17 protein-coding genes and 2 pseudogenes are annotated in these 17,278 nt (G+C 61.6%); 6 read left to right on the top strand and 13 right to left on the bottom strand.

Features of this window, described 5'->3' with window-relative positions; translation table 11 throughout:
• Positions 1-132: 132 nt before the first annotated feature.
• Positions 133-471 carry a hypothetical protein gene (locus tag ACEN42_RS39725; protein ID WP_371884537.1) on the bottom strand — a complete coding sequence of 113 codons (339 nt, stop codon included), beginning with the start codon at positions 469-471 and terminating at the stop codon, positions 133-135.
• Between the two features lie 470 nt (positions 472-941).
• Between ACEN42_RS39725 and ACEN42_RS39730 the strand changes: the two genes are divergently transcribed.
• Positions 942-1,763 carry a bile acid:sodium symporter family protein gene (locus ACEN42_RS39730; RefSeq protein WP_371884538.1) on the top strand — a complete coding sequence of 274 codons (822 nt, stop codon included), beginning with the start codon at positions 942-944 and terminating at the stop codon, positions 1,761-1,763.
• 1,052 nt (positions 1,764-2,815) lie between these two features.
• Here the strand turns inward: ACEN42_RS39730 and ACEN42_RS39735 are convergent.
• From ACEN42_RS39735 to ACEN42_RS39760, 6 genes and pseudogenes are all read right to left on the bottom strand, one after another.
• A pseudogene (locus ACEN42_RS39735) lies at positions 2,816-3,048 on the bottom strand (FadR family transcriptional regulator); the annotation flags it as partial.
• Positions 3,049-3,210: 162 nt separating this feature from the next.
• On the bottom strand, positions 3,211-3,696 hold the full coding sequence (locus ACEN42_RS39740; protein WP_371884539.1) for a type II toxin-antitoxin system VapC family toxin: 486 nt from the start codon (positions 3,694-3,696) through the stop codon (positions 3,211-3,213).
• Positions 3,693-4,460: a hypothetical protein gene (locus ACEN42_RS39745; protein ID WP_371884540.1), complete on the bottom strand. Its 768-nt coding sequence runs from the start codon at positions 4,458-4,460 to the stop codon at positions 3,693-3,695. Before ACEN42_RS39745 ends, ACEN42_RS39740 begins: the two co-directional genes overlap by 4 nt.
• Before the next feature lie 136 nt (positions 4,461-4,596).
• On the bottom strand, positions 4,597-4,860 hold the full coding sequence (locus tag ACEN42_RS39750) for a tyrosine-type recombinase/integrase (RefSeq protein ID WP_374191236.1): 264 nt from the start codon (positions 4,858-4,860) through the stop codon (positions 4,597-4,599).
• Between the two features lie 47 nt (positions 4,861-4,907).
• Positions 4,908-6,584, bottom strand: a complete 1,677-nt coding sequence (locus ACEN42_RS39755; RefSeq protein WP_371884542.1) for a phage integrase family protein — start codon at positions 6,582-6,584, stop codon at positions 4,908-4,910.
• Positions 6,577-7,209 carry a hypothetical protein gene (locus ACEN42_RS39760; RefSeq protein ID WP_371884543.1) on the bottom strand — a complete coding sequence of 211 codons (633 nt, stop codon included), beginning with the start codon at positions 7,207-7,209 and terminating at the stop codon, positions 6,577-6,579. The genes ACEN42_RS39755 and ACEN42_RS39760 overlap by 8 nt, the downstream gene beginning before the upstream one ends.
• A gap of 477 nt (positions 7,210-7,686) precedes the next feature.
• On the opposite strand from ACEN42_RS39760, the gene ACEN42_RS39765 reads away from it, so the two are divergent.
• The gene (locus tag ACEN42_RS39765) at positions 7,687-11,766 is read left to right on the top strand and encodes an AAA family ATPase (protein ID WP_371884544.1); all 4,080 of its coding nucleotides are present in this window, start codon (positions 7,687-7,689) and stop codon (positions 11,764-11,766) included.
• Between the two features lie 665 nt (positions 11,767-12,431).
• Positions 12,432-12,650, top strand: a complete 219-nt coding sequence (locus ACEN42_RS39770; RefSeq protein WP_371884545.1) for a hypothetical protein — start codon at positions 12,432-12,434, stop codon at positions 12,648-12,650.
• A gap of 206 nt (positions 12,651-12,856) precedes the next feature.
• On the opposite strand, the gene ACEN42_RS39775 is transcribed toward ACEN42_RS39770, so the two are convergent.
• Both ACEN42_RS39775 and ACEN42_RS39780 read right to left on the bottom strand, forming a co-directional pair.
• Positions 12,857-13,042, bottom strand: coding sequence for a hypothetical protein (locus ACEN42_RS39775; protein WP_371884546.1), 186 nt, complete (start codon positions 13,040-13,042; stop codon positions 12,857-12,859).
• 289 nt (positions 13,043-13,331) lie between these two features.
• A pseudogene (locus tag ACEN42_RS39780) lies at positions 13,332-13,496 on the bottom strand (RRXRR domain-containing protein); the annotation flags it as partial.
• A 479-nt stretch (positions 13,497-13,975) separates the two neighbouring features.
• On the opposite strand from ACEN42_RS39780, the gene ACEN42_RS39785 reads away from it, so the two are divergent.
• Both ACEN42_RS39785 and ACEN42_RS39790 read left to right on the top strand, forming a co-directional pair.
• Positions 13,976-14,185, top strand: coding sequence for a hypothetical protein (locus tag ACEN42_RS39785; RefSeq protein ID WP_371884547.1), 210 nt, complete (start codon positions 13,976-13,978; stop codon positions 14,183-14,185).
• A 169-nt stretch (positions 14,186-14,354) separates the two neighbouring features.
• On the top strand, positions 14,355-14,558 hold the full coding sequence (locus tag ACEN42_RS39790) for a BON domain-containing protein (RefSeq protein WP_371884548.1): 204 nt from the start codon (positions 14,355-14,357) through the stop codon (positions 14,556-14,558).
• 257 nt (positions 14,559-14,815) lie between these two features.
• Here ACEN42_RS39790 and ACEN42_RS39795 read toward each other — a convergent pair whose 3' ends face one another.
• The 4 genes from ACEN42_RS39795 to ACEN42_RS39810 all read right to left on the bottom strand — a co-directional run bounded on the left by ACEN42_RS39795 (position 14,816) and on the right by ACEN42_RS39810 (position 17,147).
• The gene (locus ACEN42_RS39795) at positions 14,816-15,421 is read right to left on the bottom strand and encodes a hypothetical protein (RefSeq protein ID WP_371884549.1); all 606 of its coding nucleotides are present in this window, start codon (positions 15,419-15,421) and stop codon (positions 14,816-14,818) included.
• Between the two features lie 183 nt (positions 15,422-15,604).
• Positions 15,605-16,168, bottom strand: coding sequence for an Hsp20/alpha crystallin family protein (locus tag ACEN42_RS39800; RefSeq protein WP_371884550.1), 564 nt, complete (start codon positions 16,166-16,168; stop codon positions 15,605-15,607).
• Positions 16,169-16,271: 103 nt separating this feature from the next.
• Positions 16,272-16,676 (bottom strand): Hsp20/alpha crystallin family protein, encoded by a 405-nt coding sequence (locus tag ACEN42_RS39805; RefSeq protein ID WP_371884551.1) that lies wholly within the window; start codon positions 16,674-16,676, stop codon positions 16,272-16,274.
• Positions 16,677-16,703: 27 nt separating this feature from the next.
• Positions 16,704-17,147 (bottom strand): Hsp20/alpha crystallin family protein, encoded by a 444-nt coding sequence (locus tag ACEN42_RS39810; RefSeq protein ID WP_371884552.1) that lies wholly within the window; start codon positions 17,145-17,147, stop codon positions 16,704-16,706.
• On the opposite strand from ACEN42_RS39810, the gene ACEN42_RS39815 reads away from it, so the two are divergent.
• The gene (locus ACEN42_RS39815; RefSeq protein WP_371884553.1) at positions 17,146-17,268 is read left to right on the top strand and encodes a hypothetical protein; all 123 of its coding nucleotides are present in this window, start codon (positions 17,146-17,148) and stop codon (positions 17,266-17,268) included. The two genes, ACEN42_RS39810 and ACEN42_RS39815, sit on opposite strands and share 2 nt — an antisense overlap.
• Positions 17,269-17,278 lie beyond the last annotated feature (10 nt).

Consider the following 17,278-nt stretch of genomic DNA (forward strand, 5'->3'; position numbering starts at 1 on the left):
ACGGGATCACATTCCTAAACGGGGTCGCAATGAAGCGCCACCACAAGCGGGTCCGCAGCTTCCCCCTGGGCCAGGTTTTTTGACGGGGTCGTATAGCCTCCAAAATCATAGCGGCCACTGTCCGTGCGCACTTCAGTCTATGCCACGGTGCGTTTCTACCCATGGGGCCGCGACGGGTCGCGATGGCTGTTTTTTAGACAACGCATATGCCACCCGCGCACCCACGAACCCATCGGTCCACCCGACGCTGCCGTTGCGCCCGGCACCGCCCGGCAAGAACCGGCTTGGCGAGAACGACATGTCGCCATCGAGATGGGTGTACCGCGCACCGGCCAACACATCTACGGGCGTCGACTCGCTGTCGAGCACGCGATAGGCGCCGGCAACCTGCAGTATCGCCTCTTTGACCCTGAATCGTACGGTGCCGAGTGCTCCGCCAAGCAGCGGATCGGACGTCTTGGAAAGCTGCACGTAGATCGCATCGAAAATGACTGCCCATCGCCCTTTACGCGCTTCGAAGCTCCCATTGCCCCGACGTCAAGGCTTTTCCACACGTCCGTGAAACTCGCGTCCACGTTCGTCGTTGGCGTTCGGGCTCCGATGCGTCCCCAGCCGCTAAAACCTGCGGCCCATAAATACGGGGTGGCTTCGAACTGCCAAGCGTCCGGGGACGCCTGCGCATGGCAAAGCGCCGGGGCCAAAGAAACGACGGCAGAAATCACAATCTTGCCCTTTACGCATGTCACGGGAGTTCTCCTTGCACGTCGTGTTCGAAGCGAACTTCATTTTTCCAAGCATGGTCATTAGGTCGCTCTGAGCGTACGCGAAGATCGAGCATTCAGCTGCTTCACCCGCCAAGATTTTCCGGATCAACGTCGCCATCGTCAGACCACATGCTCCGAATCGCATGGTTGCTGCAGCTAATAGAAGGCATCAGCGTCATGAATGAAATCCTGATGATGTTGCTGAAGATATCGGTTGTCGTAGTCATCGTGTCCGTCGGTGCGGGAACCGCGCCATCCGATCTGACCTATCTGTGGCGGCGACCCGGATTGTTACTACGATCCCTGACAGCGATGTATCTGCTGGTTCCCCTTGTCGCATTCGGCCTTGTGCTGATTCTGCCCATTCACCAAGGGGTAAAGGCGGCGTTGCTGGTGCTCGCTGTGTCAGCGGGAGCCCCATTGCTTCCCAAGAAGCTCAAGAGACTCGGGAGCCGGGAATACATATTTTGCTTGCTGATCACGTCCTCACTCGTCGCCGTTATCGCCGTCCCGGTCTGGGTGGCATTGCTAAGCGCGTACTTCGATGTCTCGGTCAAGCTATCCGTAAGCACAGTCGTGTTAGTCATTGCTAAAACGATTCTGCTACCGATCACGATCGGCATGGGGCTACGTATCATTTTCCCCGCCTGGTCAGAACGCCTGTCAGACCGGCTCATCACGATCGCCGGATTCGTCTTGGCAGCGTCCGGGCTTATCCTTCTGGCGATCCGTTGGCGGCTCCTGCTTGATGTCAGCTGGCAAGGCGTCCTCGCGCTCGCGGCGTTGATGGCTTTCGCACTATTGATCGGTCAGCTTCTTGGTGGGCCCCACCGGGATGACCGAACGGCGTTGGCCATCGCCTGTGCGTCCCGACACGTCGGCATTGCTTTGATCGTCACGGCAGATTTCGCCGGTGTAATAACCGCCGTCCTCGTCGTCGCGTACTTCGTCATCGTCCTCGTGGTTTCGAGCATCTATCTAACCTGGCGACGGCGATAACCGCCACTCCGATTTCAGCTCGACACTTTCAAGAGAGTCTTGCGAGCGGTCGCTTAAGAATGGGCCATTCGAAACGATAGCGATCGCTGAGAACATGGCAAACGCAGGCAGTCATCGCTGGAGTAGTCATCATTTGGTTCGGAGCGACGTCTGCACGTCCGTCTAGTCTTCGGCTGAGCGACCGTAGATGGCCGCGAGCGGCTCGACGAGGACGAAGTCGGCGCGCCGAGCGGAGCGTCCTCCAAGCAGACTGGCGGTGACCGACCTGCCGTCTTCTCCGCCGAGTTCTCTCTGCCACACGGTCTGCTGGATGATTGCCTATCCGATAGCAGGGTTTGTCGGGGCGCGGCTTGGCGTGCCATTGACTTTCGTCGTACTGGCGGTGCTGACCGCCGTGGGAGTGGGAATCGCATGGAAAGCTATGGCCCGCAAACGATCCTGATATCGTCGAATACGAGCATACGGAGTCCGAAGATAACGAACATCTTGCCGTGGGACCAAGAATGGGTCCGAGTAAACATGCGCACGCATTCAACATCGATGACAAGCATCGCTAATGGCCGCGAAGCAAGTGAAGCCGCAGACACCTTCGTTGGGCTGAACGTGGCTCATTGAATGGCTTGCCGATCAGCGGCAGGCCGACTGCAATTTAACAGATCGACAAATGCCGGCTATGCATTAGCGAAGTCGATCAATATCTTCCGCACGCGGCAATGTGGACTAAAGACTCTTCTTGCCGATCGATAGGGCCGGAACTAGACTCAAATCTTCGAAAGTCGACTCGTGAAGCAATGAAGTTGCGTTCAAGACTTTCCATGCGAAGCCGCGGGATCATTACCCTCGTTGTTGCGGCACTGCTCATCGCAGCGATCGGAAGCGGCGCAGCGATTTACTACATCGCATACGCTTACGCGGACTAATGTAGTGAAGAAGCCGGGCTACTTGGCGCCGAATACCAGGCAAAGCGAACCGCGTCTACTCGCGTCAAGCCGCTCAAAGAGAGCGAGCTTCGCTCGGCATGGCTGTGTTGGGCATTGCGGCGGCGACCCGTCGTGGGTAATCGCTGAATTCACGCGGGCCTCTTCATGAAACTGCCGGTCGAGCGCATCCTACCCGCGGCCTTGTCGTCGATGCGCTCGCGCATCGAATCGAGATCGGCGTCCTTGCGCTCGGTCGCAGCGAACGCCGCGACTTCCGCCTCGATCAGCCGACGCGCCGGCAGTGTCTCGCTCGGGCTCGGGCCGTGCGGCGCCTCAAACGTCACCGGCCGTGCGGCATCAGCGGCCGGTAGGCACCCGAACTAATGGCCTCGGCGAAGGGCGGCGATTGGACCGACTGAGGTCGCCTAGCCGTATCTGCAGTCTTTTGCCTCTGGCTCGCAGGGTGATGGTCCCGAAGGTGGAAATAGCAAAGAAGAACGTCTAGGATTCACCACGAAGCGCCTCAGTTAAAGCAAGCCGCCTTGATTATTGTCGTTGAACCAGCCTTCCCAGAAGGGCTCGTGTAAGTTGATTGCGTGAGGAAGTCCCGCCAGGGTTCCCAATTGGCGTAACGCATTGAGCCGACGTGCACAAGCTGCATCATCAGTGATGAAATGAGTGATTCCGCCGGCGATGCACTGCCCGATAAGCTTCGCATCGTCTTTCACCGCTACCCGAGAATCATTTTCAGACCGCATTCCGTGCATGCGATCGAAGACCTTCGCGCTGATGACAGCGTGGTCGATATTGAACGGCACGACGATGAAATTGTTCAAGCCTAGATCGGTGACGCGTTGCCGGACCTCAAATTCGCTTATCACGATCGTCGATAGATGCATGATGACACCAGCCCCGATGAACCTTTGGAAATACTCCTTGGCTACTTCGTGATGCGGTCGGGACGGGTTGCTGAGACAAATGAGGAAACTTGTGTCTACCGATACCGAATTCAATCAGTCACTCCCCGAATGTGACGAACCCACGCGGAGGGATCTTCTATGTCTTTCCACGCCTCCTCTCCCTTCTTTGTCAGACGCGTGAACTGCTGCTGGTCAAACCTCGGTTCATAGTGGACGAACTCGAGAAGCTGCGCATCGATCAACTCGCCTGTTTCGAGATCCATGTGCGCGCGAATGCGCAGATGAACCTCTTTGTATAAGTGGTTCTCTGTTTCTGAGCGAATCAGATTTCTATCGGTCTGAACAACAAGTGTCTTTCCGTCTGGCAGCTTGATATGTGCGTTCGCTTGCGTGGCACCGCCGAGATCGACGACCTCGCCCCGTATATATCGCTCAACATTGACCAGCGTCCGCTCTACTTGTGCTCTGAAGGCTGTCTGGTTAGTGATTGCGATCACATTACCGCTCGGCGTGGAAATCTTGAAGCGAACCGACCCCTTTTTCGAAGCTGCATTCTGCCATTTTTGAATGACGGTTCGACGCTTGGGATCGATGCCACTAATGTCTGCGCCCTTTTCGAGCATCCGCAGATCATTGATGAGACTGGGCGAACTGAATTTAGAGGCCTGCACAGCTAGTGACCCATGCACGACTGCTACCTCGGTGGTGTCGGCGTCCGCATCGCGTCCGCTTCCTTTGAGGAAATCCCGCACATCGCTCATAAAACTGGTCAAAGTGGCGAGCGGAACCCTCGCTGGGCTGATTTCGTAGCCGGGCGAGTCATCCTGTAGCGAAATGATGAGCGGTTGCTTGTCCATGCTGCCATTCTCCCGCGTTTCACCCCTTCCCGTCTACGAGTAGCACAACCGTTGCGGCACCTCCTGTGCTATAGGTTGGGCACATCCCCGACTTGCTTTTGACACAGTTGTCGTGACAGAGAAGAACGGCGCGCAGTTATGTTGCCATCCGACGCGCGGCGACGCCCGCATAGTAGCGAGCCACTTCTTCGACCACCCGCTGCTTCTCCGCCTGGACGTAAATCGTTGTCGTTTGCAGCGACGCATGCCCCAGCACTTTGTGCACGACGTCGACCGGGACTTCATCGGCGACCGATTGGGATCCGAACGTATGGCGGAACGTATGCGCGTTCGCCTGCCCGAGCCGCCGCCGGTCATCGAGGCTCAAGTCGTCCATCGTCTCGACCAGTTCAGTGAGCATTCGACTAATCAGCCGGTTCAGTCCATCAGCGGCGTAGCCTGCCTCATTCACAGGCTGCCCGCCCCCGCCCTCCGCGCCCTGTCGGTCCATGGAATGATGACGGGACCAAGCAGCGGCCCGCGCTGATGGTGGTCTTCGGTCGCGCCGTCGAAATCCTTAGCCCGGTCGAGCCAGTGCGCCCGTAGCGCGCTCAGCGTCGCCGCGCTCACCGGCACCGTTCGCTCATGCTGCCCTTTGCCGACGATGGTCAGTTCCCAAACGGGTCGCTCGAGCGTCCCATACGATGAAGGACACAGGTTTTCGCGCCGCGCACTTGCCGCTTCTTCGCGTCGCAGGCCCGAATCGCCCATCAACAGAATCGCCGCGCGCACGGCGCGCCACTGCACGCCGTTGTTCGCGCCCTGTCCCGGCCCGACGTCCGCTTGCGCGCACCGCGCATCGAGCTCCGCTCGCACCTTACGCCACAACTCCGCGGGCAAGGCGCGCTCGATCTTCATCGCGCGTTCGCGCTTGATGGCCACCGGATCGTTGACGGTCTTACAAGGGTTGCCGCCCAGATACCGCACGTCGACCCACCAGGTGAAGGCCGTACGCAGCGCGCGCACTGCGTAGCGCTGCGACTCGGCCGACAGCGACGTCGATCCGTTGGTGCTCGCGGCGAACGGGCGCCACCTTGGCGAGTGCCGCGCAAAGCGCTCGCCCACAAAGCGTGGATCGGGATTTTTCAGGAAATCCTTATACGCCTCACAGTCGTCCACGCGCAGATCGCTGAGCGCCTTGCCGCGCAGCACCACCGCCCACAACAGAAACCGCTCGAGTTCCTTGGTGTAGGCGCGCAGGGTTTTCGGCTGATCGCGGAAGCGGTTCAGATAGGCGCGCACCGCATCGAGATCGTGATTGGCCTGGATGTAGCAGAACGCGGTCGAGTGGTTTTCGCCGTCAGCGCCGGAGAGCGCGTGGGGCACGGCCAGCCGCTCCAAGGGCGCCAGGGCAAGTCGTCCGGGGTGGTGCCCCTCACAGCGCTCGCTCGCAAAATCCGGCACCACCTCGACCAGCGCGTCCGCCACCAGCGGCACGCCGTCGTGCTCCTCGGAGTCGACGTCGATGTCGACCGTCAGCTGCAGGGCCGCCTGCTGTTTTCGGAGCCAGCTGACGATCGCGCGCGCCCGTCCGCGACCGATGCGCGGAATCGAGCGCCACCAGCTCGGCCCCCGCCGGTTGCAGAACGCGACCAGTTCACCGAGCGTGGCGATGCCCTCCCCTTTCAGGCGTCGCGCAATGCGCGGACGCAGCCACGCGCCGACGGGATGCTCCGGGTGCGGCGCGGCCGCGGCCAGTTGCGCGGCCTCGGTGACCATGCGGAACGTGACGGCGGTGAGCAACGGTCGCCCGTGCTGCTTGATGGACGCGCGCAGGTGCTCCGCGAGTGCCATTGACCCATGGGCGAGCGCGAGCTGCACCAGCGTGTCGAGCATCGCATTCAGATACCGCTCCATCGCGGCGGGCGTCGCCGCATGCGGATCCTCGTCCGGGTCGTAGTAGCTGCGCGCGATGATGGCCGGGGCGATGCGCTGCACGTACGCGCGTAGCGCGGTGAAGTCCTTGGCCGTGTAGCCCCGCTCCAGCGTGAGCTTCTCCTGAGTCAACTTCTCTGCGGTGAGCTTCTCCTGAGACAACTTCTCTGAGGTGAGCTTTTCCGGGGACGAGGAGGCGCGCTCAGGCATCGCCATCCTCCTCGCCCGACGCATCGTCGTGGCCTCGATCCCGCGCATCGTCGTCGCCGGTTGGCTCGCCTTTTCTCCCTCGCGCGGACGGCGGCGCCGGCGAGCGCAGGCGGGGCAAGCCGAGCTGCGCGAGCGCGTCGCTCGCCTGCGCCATGAACATCTCGGGCCAGGTCGCGCAGAGAAACTCAAACGACGTACGGGCCTCGCGCAAGAGCGCCGCGAGGCGCGCGTTCTCCGCCGCATAGGCAGTGAGATCAAAATCCGTCACGGCACGCGCGCCATACATCACCCGCTGCACGAGTGTCACGGCCCCGTGGTCCGTGATGCAGTCGATCACCGGCAGGAAGCGCGGCGCCGAACTGAGGGCGGCCCCATAGGTTTCGGCCAGCGCAATGATGATCGCCAGTTCGAGGCGGGAGGGCTTCACCGGCAGCAGCGGCACGGCGTCGCCGTGGGCGGTGAGCCACGCGGCGGCCGCGCGGCGCTTCAGCGTGATCGTCTCATCGAGCTCGAGCACCACGCGCGCAACCGCTGCGGTCGGCGCCTCACTGAGCCAGCGCTGGGCGTCGTCCGCGCTGTCGCGATCGCCTCCAGCGTCGTCAAACTCGTCTGCGCCTTGTGCCACGGGCCCTGCCCTCTCAGGTAAATCGGAAATGCCCCATTCTACCCCGCAAACACTATCCCGATAATAGCCATTAACAGGCTTAGGATTCTGATAGATTAAAACTATTCGATAATAAACGCTCAACCCGTTTATATCGCCTCGCGAAGGATTGAACACCGTGGCACCGCTGCCCGATCGCTGCCTCCCTAACCGAGGCCGGTTTGCAAGCTAGCGTCCTGTGGCGACGCGCCCGCTTTGGTAAGGGATGCCACCGCATGACGCAAAAGTTCGCACTCGGATAGCGGCAAACAAAACAAGGCGTCGATTTTTCTTCACCAGAGGCATTCGAAAAGTTCTGGCCTTCAATGGGCCGATACCTTCGCGCGCCTATCATGCAGAAAACGCCCAGAGTTTCGCCTCGTAACGGCCGCCGCAGTCGATGAAATGCGTGCCGCGGCGAAGCGCTACCTCTGCCGCCAGCCAACCCGCTGAAAACAAATGTCGGACGACCTGACGAAATGGCTCATAAGCGCTGGCCTAGGCGCATACGCGAAGACGTTCACAGCCCAAAACATCGACTGGGACGTGCTCGGCGATCTCTCCGAGGCAGATCTGCAAGCTCTCGGGCTGCCTCTGGGGGACCGCAAGCGGCTGGCCAAAGCGCTTGCGGCGCGGGCTCACGAGCGCGCGCCGATGGACGGGCCAGTCGTCGGGCGACCGGCTGGAGAAGCCGGGTCCTTCGCGGCTCGCGGCTCCGAGGCCGAGCGGCGACAACTGACCGTAATGTTCATCGATCTCATCGATTCGACTTCGCTCGCGGAGCGCTTCGATCCCGAGGATTTTCGGCGCATGCTGGGCGTTTTCCATCAGGTCTGCGTAGAGGCCGTCGATGCCCACGAAGGCCATATCGCCCAATATGTCGGCGATGGAATCGTCGTCTATTTCGGCTACCCGTTAGCTCACGAAGACGACGCTGTGCGCGCCGTGCGCGCCGCTCTCGCCGTGATCTCGACGCTGGGGCCGGCCAATGATCGCATCGATGCGGAACATGGCGCGCGCCTGCAGGTGCGCATCGGGATCGAGACGGGCCTCGTCGTCGCCGGCGAGTTGGGCGCTGGATCGTCGCTGGACCGCCACGCTGCCGTCGGCGGTCCGCCAATCGTCGCCGCAAGACTGCAGGCCCTGGCGCCGCCCGACGCGATCCTGGTCGGCCCAGCCACCGAGCATTTGATCCGGGGCTCATTTGTGCTCGAGAGCATGGGTTCGCACAAGTTAAAGGGGATTTCCGCCGCCGTTCCGGTCTATCGAGTGCTATGCGCGACGGATGCGCGCAGCCGCTTCGAGATCAGAGCGAACCGCGGGATGACTCCGCTCGTCGACCGATCGGTCGAGCTCGACACGATCCGGCGATGCTGGCAGCAAAGCATCAAAGGGGAGATGCGCTGCGTGACGCTGCTTGGAGAGCCGGGCATCGGAAAGTCGCGCGTGCTGCGCGCTTTCACGGACAGCATCCACGGCAATGTGCACACGCCCATTTCCTTGCACTGCTCGCCGTACTATCGCAACAGCCCGTTCTGGCCGGTCTTGGAATGGGTGCAACGCGCCTATGGCCTTGATCCGAACACTCCAGACGCATCCGATCTCGAACGGCTGGACGCCGGACTCGGCGCGCCCGGCACCGACGCCGACGAGCGGGTGCTCGTGTTCGCGACCCTGCTCGGCATTCCGACGGGAGAACGGTATCCGCCCATCGATGCCTCGTCGCCGTCCTTCAAGCGCCGGACCCTGAGCGGACTCGTCACGCTGGTCGAAAGCATCGCGGGCCTTCAGCCAGTGCTGCTCGTCGTCGAGGATGCGCACTGGATTGATCCATCGTCGCTCGAATTCGTTCGGCTGGTCGTCGAGCGGCTAGTTTCAGTACGCCTTATGGTGCTGCTCACGGCGCGGCCCGAGTTCAAGCCGCAATGGTCCTCCACGCGTCTGGTGCGGATCGATCTCGAGCGGCTTTCCCACCGCGATTGCGCCTCGATGGTTCGGCTACTGACCGATGTCAAGCCCGTTCCCGCTGTCGTGCTGAAGGAGATCGTCGCCAAGACGGACGGTGTGCCGCTCTTCGTCGAGGAACTCACAAAGACCGTCATTCATGGCGGCCAGTTACATGACGCCGGGAGCCGCTACGAACTGAAAGGCATGCGACGGTCCCTCGCGATTCCGGATACGCTGCAGGGGTCTTTGCTGTCTCAGCTGGACCGCCTCGAATCGGGCATCAAGGAAATCGCCCAGATTGCAGCGACGATCGGGCGGGAGTTCGACGCGAGCCTTCTCGCCATGGTCGCGTCGAAGCCCGAAAGCGAATTGGGTTGGATGCTCGATCGCCTGATGGCTGCAGAAATCATCGTTCCGGATGCGGGGACGCCGGACCGGCGCGGCGCTTTCCTGTTCCGGCATGCGCTGATACAGGAAGTCGCCTACCAGTCGCTGCTCATCGCGCGCCGGCGCGATTGTCACCACCGCATCGCGACCGCGCTCGAAGAGCATTACCCCGTGATCGTCGAGCGGCAACCTGAACTGATCGCCGAGAACTTCGCCTGTTCCCGAGAACCCGATCGGGCGATCGCCTATTGGCAGCGCGCGGGTGAGCGGGCGCTCGCACGTGCAGCTTACGAGGAGGCCATTTCCTATGCGCAGAGCGGACTTCGGATCGCCGAAGTTGGGAATGCAAAGGTTCAGGACCGGGCGGCTATGACACTGCCTCTTCTCCTGATACGCGGGGGCGCCGAACACCGGCTGGGACTCGGAAACGCAATTGAAACGTTCCGGCGCGCCGCGGAGATCGCGCGGGCGGAAAAGCTCACCTCGTACCTGGTGTCGGCAGCGCTGGGATTCGTCACTGCCGAGATGCTCCTCGGCGGCACCGGCGCGGCTTCGGTCGCGTTGTTGAGCGAGGCGCTGGCTTGCGTCGGCACCGCGGAAACGGTCGAGCGATGCCGGCTTCTGAATCGGCTGATGCTTGCATTGCGGATGACAGGAGAGTTCGAACGCAGTGAAGCTTTGGCATCCGAGGCCATCGCGCTGGCGAGCCGCCTCGGAGACCAGGCCAGCGTGTCCGATGTTCTGGCTAGCAAAGTGCCGCGGGTCGCCGGCCAGACGAGCGAAGCGAATGTGTCGTGCGGTCGGGCGTCCGTTGCAGCAACGCAGCGAGCCCTGGCAGTCGAACCGTCGGATGCGCAGCGTATGCGCGATCTGTGCGGCCGAAACATCAGTATCGGCGATCTATTGCGTGAAAACGGCGATCTGAAGGGATCGCTGATGGCCTTTCGCCGGGCGCAGTCCGTTGCAAGGCGTCTGATCGAAGAAGATGCGTCCAGCGCGGAATCGTTGCGCCAGATGGTCGCGATCAAGTTGCGGATCGGCGATGTGCGGCATGGACTGGGCGACCGAACCAGAGCGCTGACCGCTTATCGGTCGGCCGCGTCCATCTTGAGGCGCTTCGCCGGGACCATTTCGCCCAACGACGAGTGGGCCAGAGATCTCGCTGTAGTCCTGAAGAAAGTCGGCGATGTGGAATACGACGAAGGCGAAGCGCAAACGGCCTTGACCTCTTATCGCGAGTCGAGTTCGATGGCGCAACGTCTGGCGGATTCAAATCCGTCCAACCCGACCTGGCAGCGCGACCTGAGCTCGGTTCACGAAAGAATCGGCGAGCTGCTCGCGGACCGGGGGAAACTTTTCGAGGCGCTTGCGCATTACCGCGAATCGCTATCGAGTCTGACACGGGCGGCGGAGCTCGATCCCTCGAACAAGGAGTGGCAGCGGGTTCGGGCATCGACGCAAGGGAAGATCGGCGACTTGCTGACGCAGACGGGTCAGCGAAGCGAGGCGCTCGCCGCCTACCGCGACTCGCTCGCTTTGATGAAAAATCTGGCCGAAGCCGATTCGTCGAATCCGCTGTGGCAACTGAATCTGTGCCTCGCCTGGCGCAGAGTCGGAGACGCGCTGCATCAGAGGGGCGACAATGCCAGCGCACTGTCGGCCTTTCGCGATTTGCAGTCGGTTGCGACGCGTCAGCACGAGGTCGACCCCGACTCGAGGAGCCTCGGTTCGATCGAGTGGCGGATCGGCGACCTGCTGCGAGCAGAAAATGATCCGGAAGGTTCACTGGCTTCATACGAAGCATCGTTGTCCTTGATTGATCGGCTGGCTCAAGCGGATCCATCCGATGCGGCGGTGCACCGAGATCTCAGCGCGCTTCATGCGAGCATCGGCGATGTGCTGCGCGACTGCGGCAAGACGCAGGAAGCCATTGCCTCTTATCTCGCGTCGCTCGAGGCGATCAGACGGGTGGCGAGTTCGGACCCCGGGAACACCGGATGGCAACGCGAGCTGTTCATGGGGCTCGACCGCCTGGCGGATTCGTACGAGCAACTCGGAGATCGATCACGAGCCTTGGATTTCGCCAGACAAGCCCTGTCGACGCTCGAAAGACTTGCGTCGTTGGACCGGAAAAATCTCATGTCACAAAAAGCCCTGGCGCAAAGTCGTCTTCGCGTTGCGAGATTGGGCGGGCGCGTCAGATGACGTCACCAGGAACGCCCTCGTAGCAGGGCGTGAAACGAAGTCTCCGGCGGCCGCAGGCGCCAGACTCGTGGGGCGGCAACAGCGTCGATGCCGAGCGGGAAACCTCACCCCCCGCAGACTGAGTGCAGCATCCGATTTCGCCTCGCAATCTGGTTTGTAAAAGAGAATCATATCTGCAGCGGCTCGCCATATACCCCCGTGATCGCTACGGTGGAGCTGGAACTTTTCACTCAAGCACGCCCGTCGTGCGCGTGTCTGGTAAATTTTCGGCGACATCTTTCCGGCGTGCTGGCGGCCGCGGCGTAATAGTACATCGAAGCGTCCGACGCTGCCGCGAGCGACTCGCTGACGCAGCCCACGAACAGTCGTCGACCACCAGGGCGGTCAACCGCTTGCGTTCGGCGCGTCGCCGTCTCATAAGTCGGGTACGCGCGGTGCTTCCTGATCTCAAAGACCAACGAGCTATGTTGTGTTCGTCGACGTCGACCACTCAGCGCGATATCGTGCAACATACATAGCGGCTTTCGCGTCCCGGCGTCGACCAAGTGCATGGCAGAGCTTTACTTTACAGAGACGGGTTACCGCCGTGCTACGCAATGTACGGGCAAAAAACCAGCCCCAATGGGCTCATTGCTGTTCAATGGCCGTCTGACCAGGAGCGTACCGTGAAAGCTTCCAACCGCATCAAAATCTCGCTGATCATCGCACTGACGACGTGCAGTTGCTTTATGGCGGGCTGCAACCGCAACCGCACCACCGTTACCACGGGGAATGCGGCCAGCGACACCTCGGCCGCCGCGCCAGGATCGGGCGCATCCGTTCCGACTGCGGCGAGCTTCCCTGCTACCGCGGCCAGCGACACGCCTTCGGGCGCCAGCCAATAACGCCTAAACTGAGTACGCCGCGAGTCGACTGATCAACGAACTCGCGTCCATGTCCACGGACAAGCTTCCGACGCACCGAAGGACAGCTACGTTCTTTCAAAGGGAAAAGGCCGCGCCAGGCACGAGCGACCGCTTTCATCGGCGCGCGACGCGCCGCCGCAGCAACGGTTCCACCTGTCGAGGGCAGCGCAGCGATCCTGTCAGCGTCATGCAGGCGGCTGCGGCACCGCCGCGAGCGCGAAGCCCGCACCAAGCGCGACATACGTCAGCCCCAACGAGCCCCCCTTCGGCAGGTGGCTCTCGAATCCTGGGGTGACGCGTTTGGGCACGACTTGATAGTCGACGACGTAGGCCACGAGCGCAGTCGTTGCGCTCGCGTTCGCGACGTTCATCGCCCCGGATCGACGGTATCGGCGTTCACACAGCGCTTCGAACAGCACGCCCCCAGAAGACCGCACTGCCCATATGAATCGCCGCGCCGAGGCAAATGTACTTTGCGCTCGGCTTCCTTCGCCACGATGCGTCGCGCCAGAGAAGTGCGTGAGGGTGTTCATCGCCGCGTACGGTCGGTGCCCCTTGTGCATCGCGCCGGCGGGTGCGACCGCCGTCGGCGCCAGTCCGGCCGCGGCCCCCGATTCTATTGCTCGGACAAACACTTCGTGAACGTGCGTTTGCATGGTATAGCGGCTGGAATGCACTGTCTCCAGCAAGACGGTCCGTCAATCGTGCGACGAACGGGTGAACACGGTGTATGCGCGCTCGGCCGCATGCAAGCAGCAAGCGAGCTCGCTTTTCACTGCAGGGCATCAGCGGCCTGCCGCGCTTATCTGGTACAAAGACCGCCAACTATTCTTCCTTGTCTCTTACGAGACCTCGTGACGGAAGCCTTGCGGCTTCGCTCCCCTCGCCCATGTCATACGGCGGCGCGCCCTCGCGACCCGTTTCGTGCTTGCCCGAAGCTCGTCTGCAGTCGCAGGTTCCAGAGTCCGGAACTGATCTGGTCGTATCGGAAATTGCATGCCGTCTCGGCTTTGCGGATTTGGCGAATTTCACCGTGCATTTCGCCGAGAGAATGGCAGGCGCCGTGGAGAGAACTCACTAGGTTGACCAAGTGTCGATATGCCACCTTGGGTAAGGATTGGGCTGGCGAAAATATGGAAGGCATGCGGCCGCTGAACCTCGATGAACGGTCGCTGCATCGTGTGAAGTTGAGTGACTGATGTGGGTGGCGGATTCAACCGGTGGACGCAACACACTGAAGACTGCGTAAGCAGTAGTAGTGTTGCAAATGAAACAGCGACAATCGCGTGCGGCGGCACCGTGCCATGGATGTCGATAGCCCGAAGATTTTCACGAACGATCCCGACGAGGATCTGCATGCGGCGCTGGTTCGGGCGGCACTCGATGAGCGCTGTGAAGGGTTCGGTTCGGACGCGATGGGTTCGCACGGCACGAGTTCGGACGTCGGTTCCGACATGCCTGACGCCGAGGACGACGCCGTCAATGGCGAGTTGCGCGCGCGGCGATTCTGTTGATGGGCGATTCCGGACTGCGCCGCGCCGAGGCCACTCTTGCCCGGCGCGAAGACCTGCGTCCATCGGAGGAGCGTGACGAGGCCGGATCACCGGGCGTCGAGTCATCGGCGATAGCACAAAAAACCTCACCTCCGTCGGCGCGCTGCGCGGGAAGGTCTACGCGGCCATCGTGAAGCACAAGGAGATCAGCGCCGGGAACATCAGTATCGTCGCCAAGGGCAGTAACGTACCGCTCGGCGGGACCGTCGTCGAGGCGTCGCAGATCGACAGGGTCACCGAAATCGTTAAAGGTGTGCGGGGCGTGACGTCCGTGAACAACAGCTTGACGGTCAAAAAGCCGTTTGGCGGCCATGTCCGGTGGACGACCGCCTGAAGTCGATCGGCCACCGGACATGGCCGCATCGTCACATCGATTCAACCTATGCGCCCCCGCACACGTCCAGCGAAAACGGCTTCAGGGCTTCGTCGCGTTAGTAGGTGCGCGCGATCACCGCGGGCGCGATACGCCGCACGTAGGCACGCAGCGCCTGAAATCTTGGTCAGGTAACCGCGCTTGAGAGTCAGCTTCCTTGACGTGAGCGTCTCTGGATGAGCTTCTCCGGGGAGGCCCCGGAAGCGGCGCGCCGGGCGTCAGGCATCGTCGCGCTCTCCGTCCTCCGATTCGAGCGGCGGCTCAGGCGGCAGCGGTCGCCTCGCTAAGCGAGCAAGCAGCGCGCGCGCTTGAATCAGAAACGTCTCGGGAAACCGCTCGCACAGCGTCTCGAATAGCGGGCGCGCCTCCTGGAGGCGCGCTGCAACGCCGCCTATGGAACCACCGCGGGGCCCCGCCCCATAGCGTTGGATGCCCCAGGGCGGGCGATCCGCGAACACCACCTCGTGCAGGACGACCACGGCACCACATTCCGCGATGCGCTGACGCACAGCGCTGAAGTCATCGCGAAATACCCCCACCCCGTAGGTCTGCACCAGGGCAGTCAGCACCATCAATTCCGCGCGGTCTAGCGTCGGTGCCACCGGCAGCGTCACGCCGTGGGCGGCGTAACGGATGGCGATGGTGCGGCGACTCGCGGTGATGGCCTGTTCGAGTTCGTGCACGAGGCGCGCGACGGAAGAATCCGGCAGTGCTTCGTACCCGTCGCCGGGCGCCTCGTCGGGTGTGCCTCTAACGTCGTCGTGTCGCTCGTCGTCCGGTTCGCTGTCCGATTCGTGGTCATCGGGCGGAACGGCTTGTGTCACGGCCCTCTCCCTCTCTCGTAAATGGAAATTAAAGGATTCTACCCCTGAACGGCTATCCCAATAATGGCGTCTATCAGTATTCCTTACCTCAACAAATAATCGCATTAACGTCATGGAGTCCGCTGCTCTAACAGCCAACTCGCCTTTTAACGTGCCGCTAGAATCGCCCCCGGCTTGGTCGTCCTACCCGATATCAATTGTGCGACTCGCGGAGCGTTCTGACTCCGATTTCGGCACGGTCAATGTTAGTACGCCATTGTGAAATTTAGCCAAGGCGCGATCGGGGTCGGCGTTCTCTGGCATCGGGATGGTCCGTGTGAAGCGTCCATAGGCCCGCTCTAGCCGGTAGCAGCCGTCCTCATCGCTGCGAACATCCTGTTTCTTCTCGCCGCGTAAGACGATCGCTCCATCCTCGACGCTTACGTTCACGTCGTCGCGCTCCATCCCGGGCAATTCAGCGGTCACGCGTAACACTGTCCCTTCATCGACCACGTCAATACGCGGCTGGAAGCGCGATGAACTGAAGTCACCGAACCATCTGTCGAGGGCGCCGCGTCCACCGAACGGGTCGTGAAAGAACTCTTCGAGTGCGTGCCACGGATCGCGCGAAAAAAATCGAGGCGTGTCAGGCCACGGGGGCCGCCACTGTTCGCTGGCCGGCGGGTCCTCGTCCTTGTCCGCGTCGGACCTGCGCGTCCCCCCGCGCAGGAACTTAAATGGGTTCCACTTTCTCGGATCGGTGCTCATGGCTCGCCCCTTTTGAGTCGTCAGCATGGCCGCTGAATTCGTGGGTGGCGACCCTTTTGCCGCCACCTCCGAGGTCTCCTGCCGCCGGTCCCCGCTTGCCGACTCAGTCCGTGCGCACCTCGATCCGGCGCGGACGGGCTTCGTCCCGGCGCGGGATGGTCAGCTTCAGCACGCCGTCCTTCAAATTGGCGTCGATCTTCGACGGGTCGAGGTCCGCCCCCAGAGAGAATGCTCGGGCAAAGTGAGGCTGGCGGATCTCCGCGTGCTGCAAGCGCAGCCCTTCCCGAGTCGGCACCACCGCCTCGGCTTCGATAAACAGATTACCGTCGTGGACCTTTACGTCGAGCCGGTCCTTCGTCACACCAGGCAGGTCCGCCCACAAGGTCACGCCCTGACTGTTCTCGAAAATGTCCACGGGCGGCGTCAGAGTGACCTGACGTTGAGACGGTTCGTCGCGCCGGGCCACTTCGGTTTCATCTTTTCTGGCAAGTTCTGTCGTATCGTTCATGATCTTTTCCTCAATTTTGCGACGGAATCACTGAACGGTGATGGCCCGTGGCTTTGACGTCTCGCGTTTGCCGATACTGACCGTCAGGCAGCCATTGGCGTACTGCGCCGTGACGTGGTCAGGATCTGCATGGTCCGGCAGTTCAATCATCCGCCGAAAAGACCCGACGAACCGTTCCTGCGCATAGGTGCGCAGGTCCTCACTGGCGGCATCTGGTTGCGCTGGCGCGCGCTCGCCACTGATGCTCAGCAGGCCCTGGTCGATCGATACGTCAAGAGTCTTAGGATCCACTCCCGGCGCGAACGCAACAATCTCAATCGAGTCGTCGGTCGAACCGATGTTCACCTGTGGGAAGGCGCCAGAACGCCCGGACCGGATGCTGGAAGGGAAGCCGCCCAAGACGCCCGCCATCTGCCGCTGCAGATGATCTAAGTCACTGAAAAGGTCAGTCCCAAAGTAGAGATCGCTCATGGTCATTTCCTCCTGGTACCAGCAGGAAGACGAACTGGTCTACGCGCTCCAGTCCGTCTGCCATGCTGCACCGCAAACAAATCGAAACACGCAGCGCGCCGTTGCCGGCGCGACTGACTGAGCGGTATTGA

The organism is Caballeronia sp. S22, assembly GCF_964261745.1.
In the GTDB taxonomy this organism is placed as follows: domain Bacteria; phylum Pseudomonadota; class Gammaproteobacteria; order Burkholderiales; family Burkholderiaceae; genus Caballeronia; species Caballeronia jiangsuensis.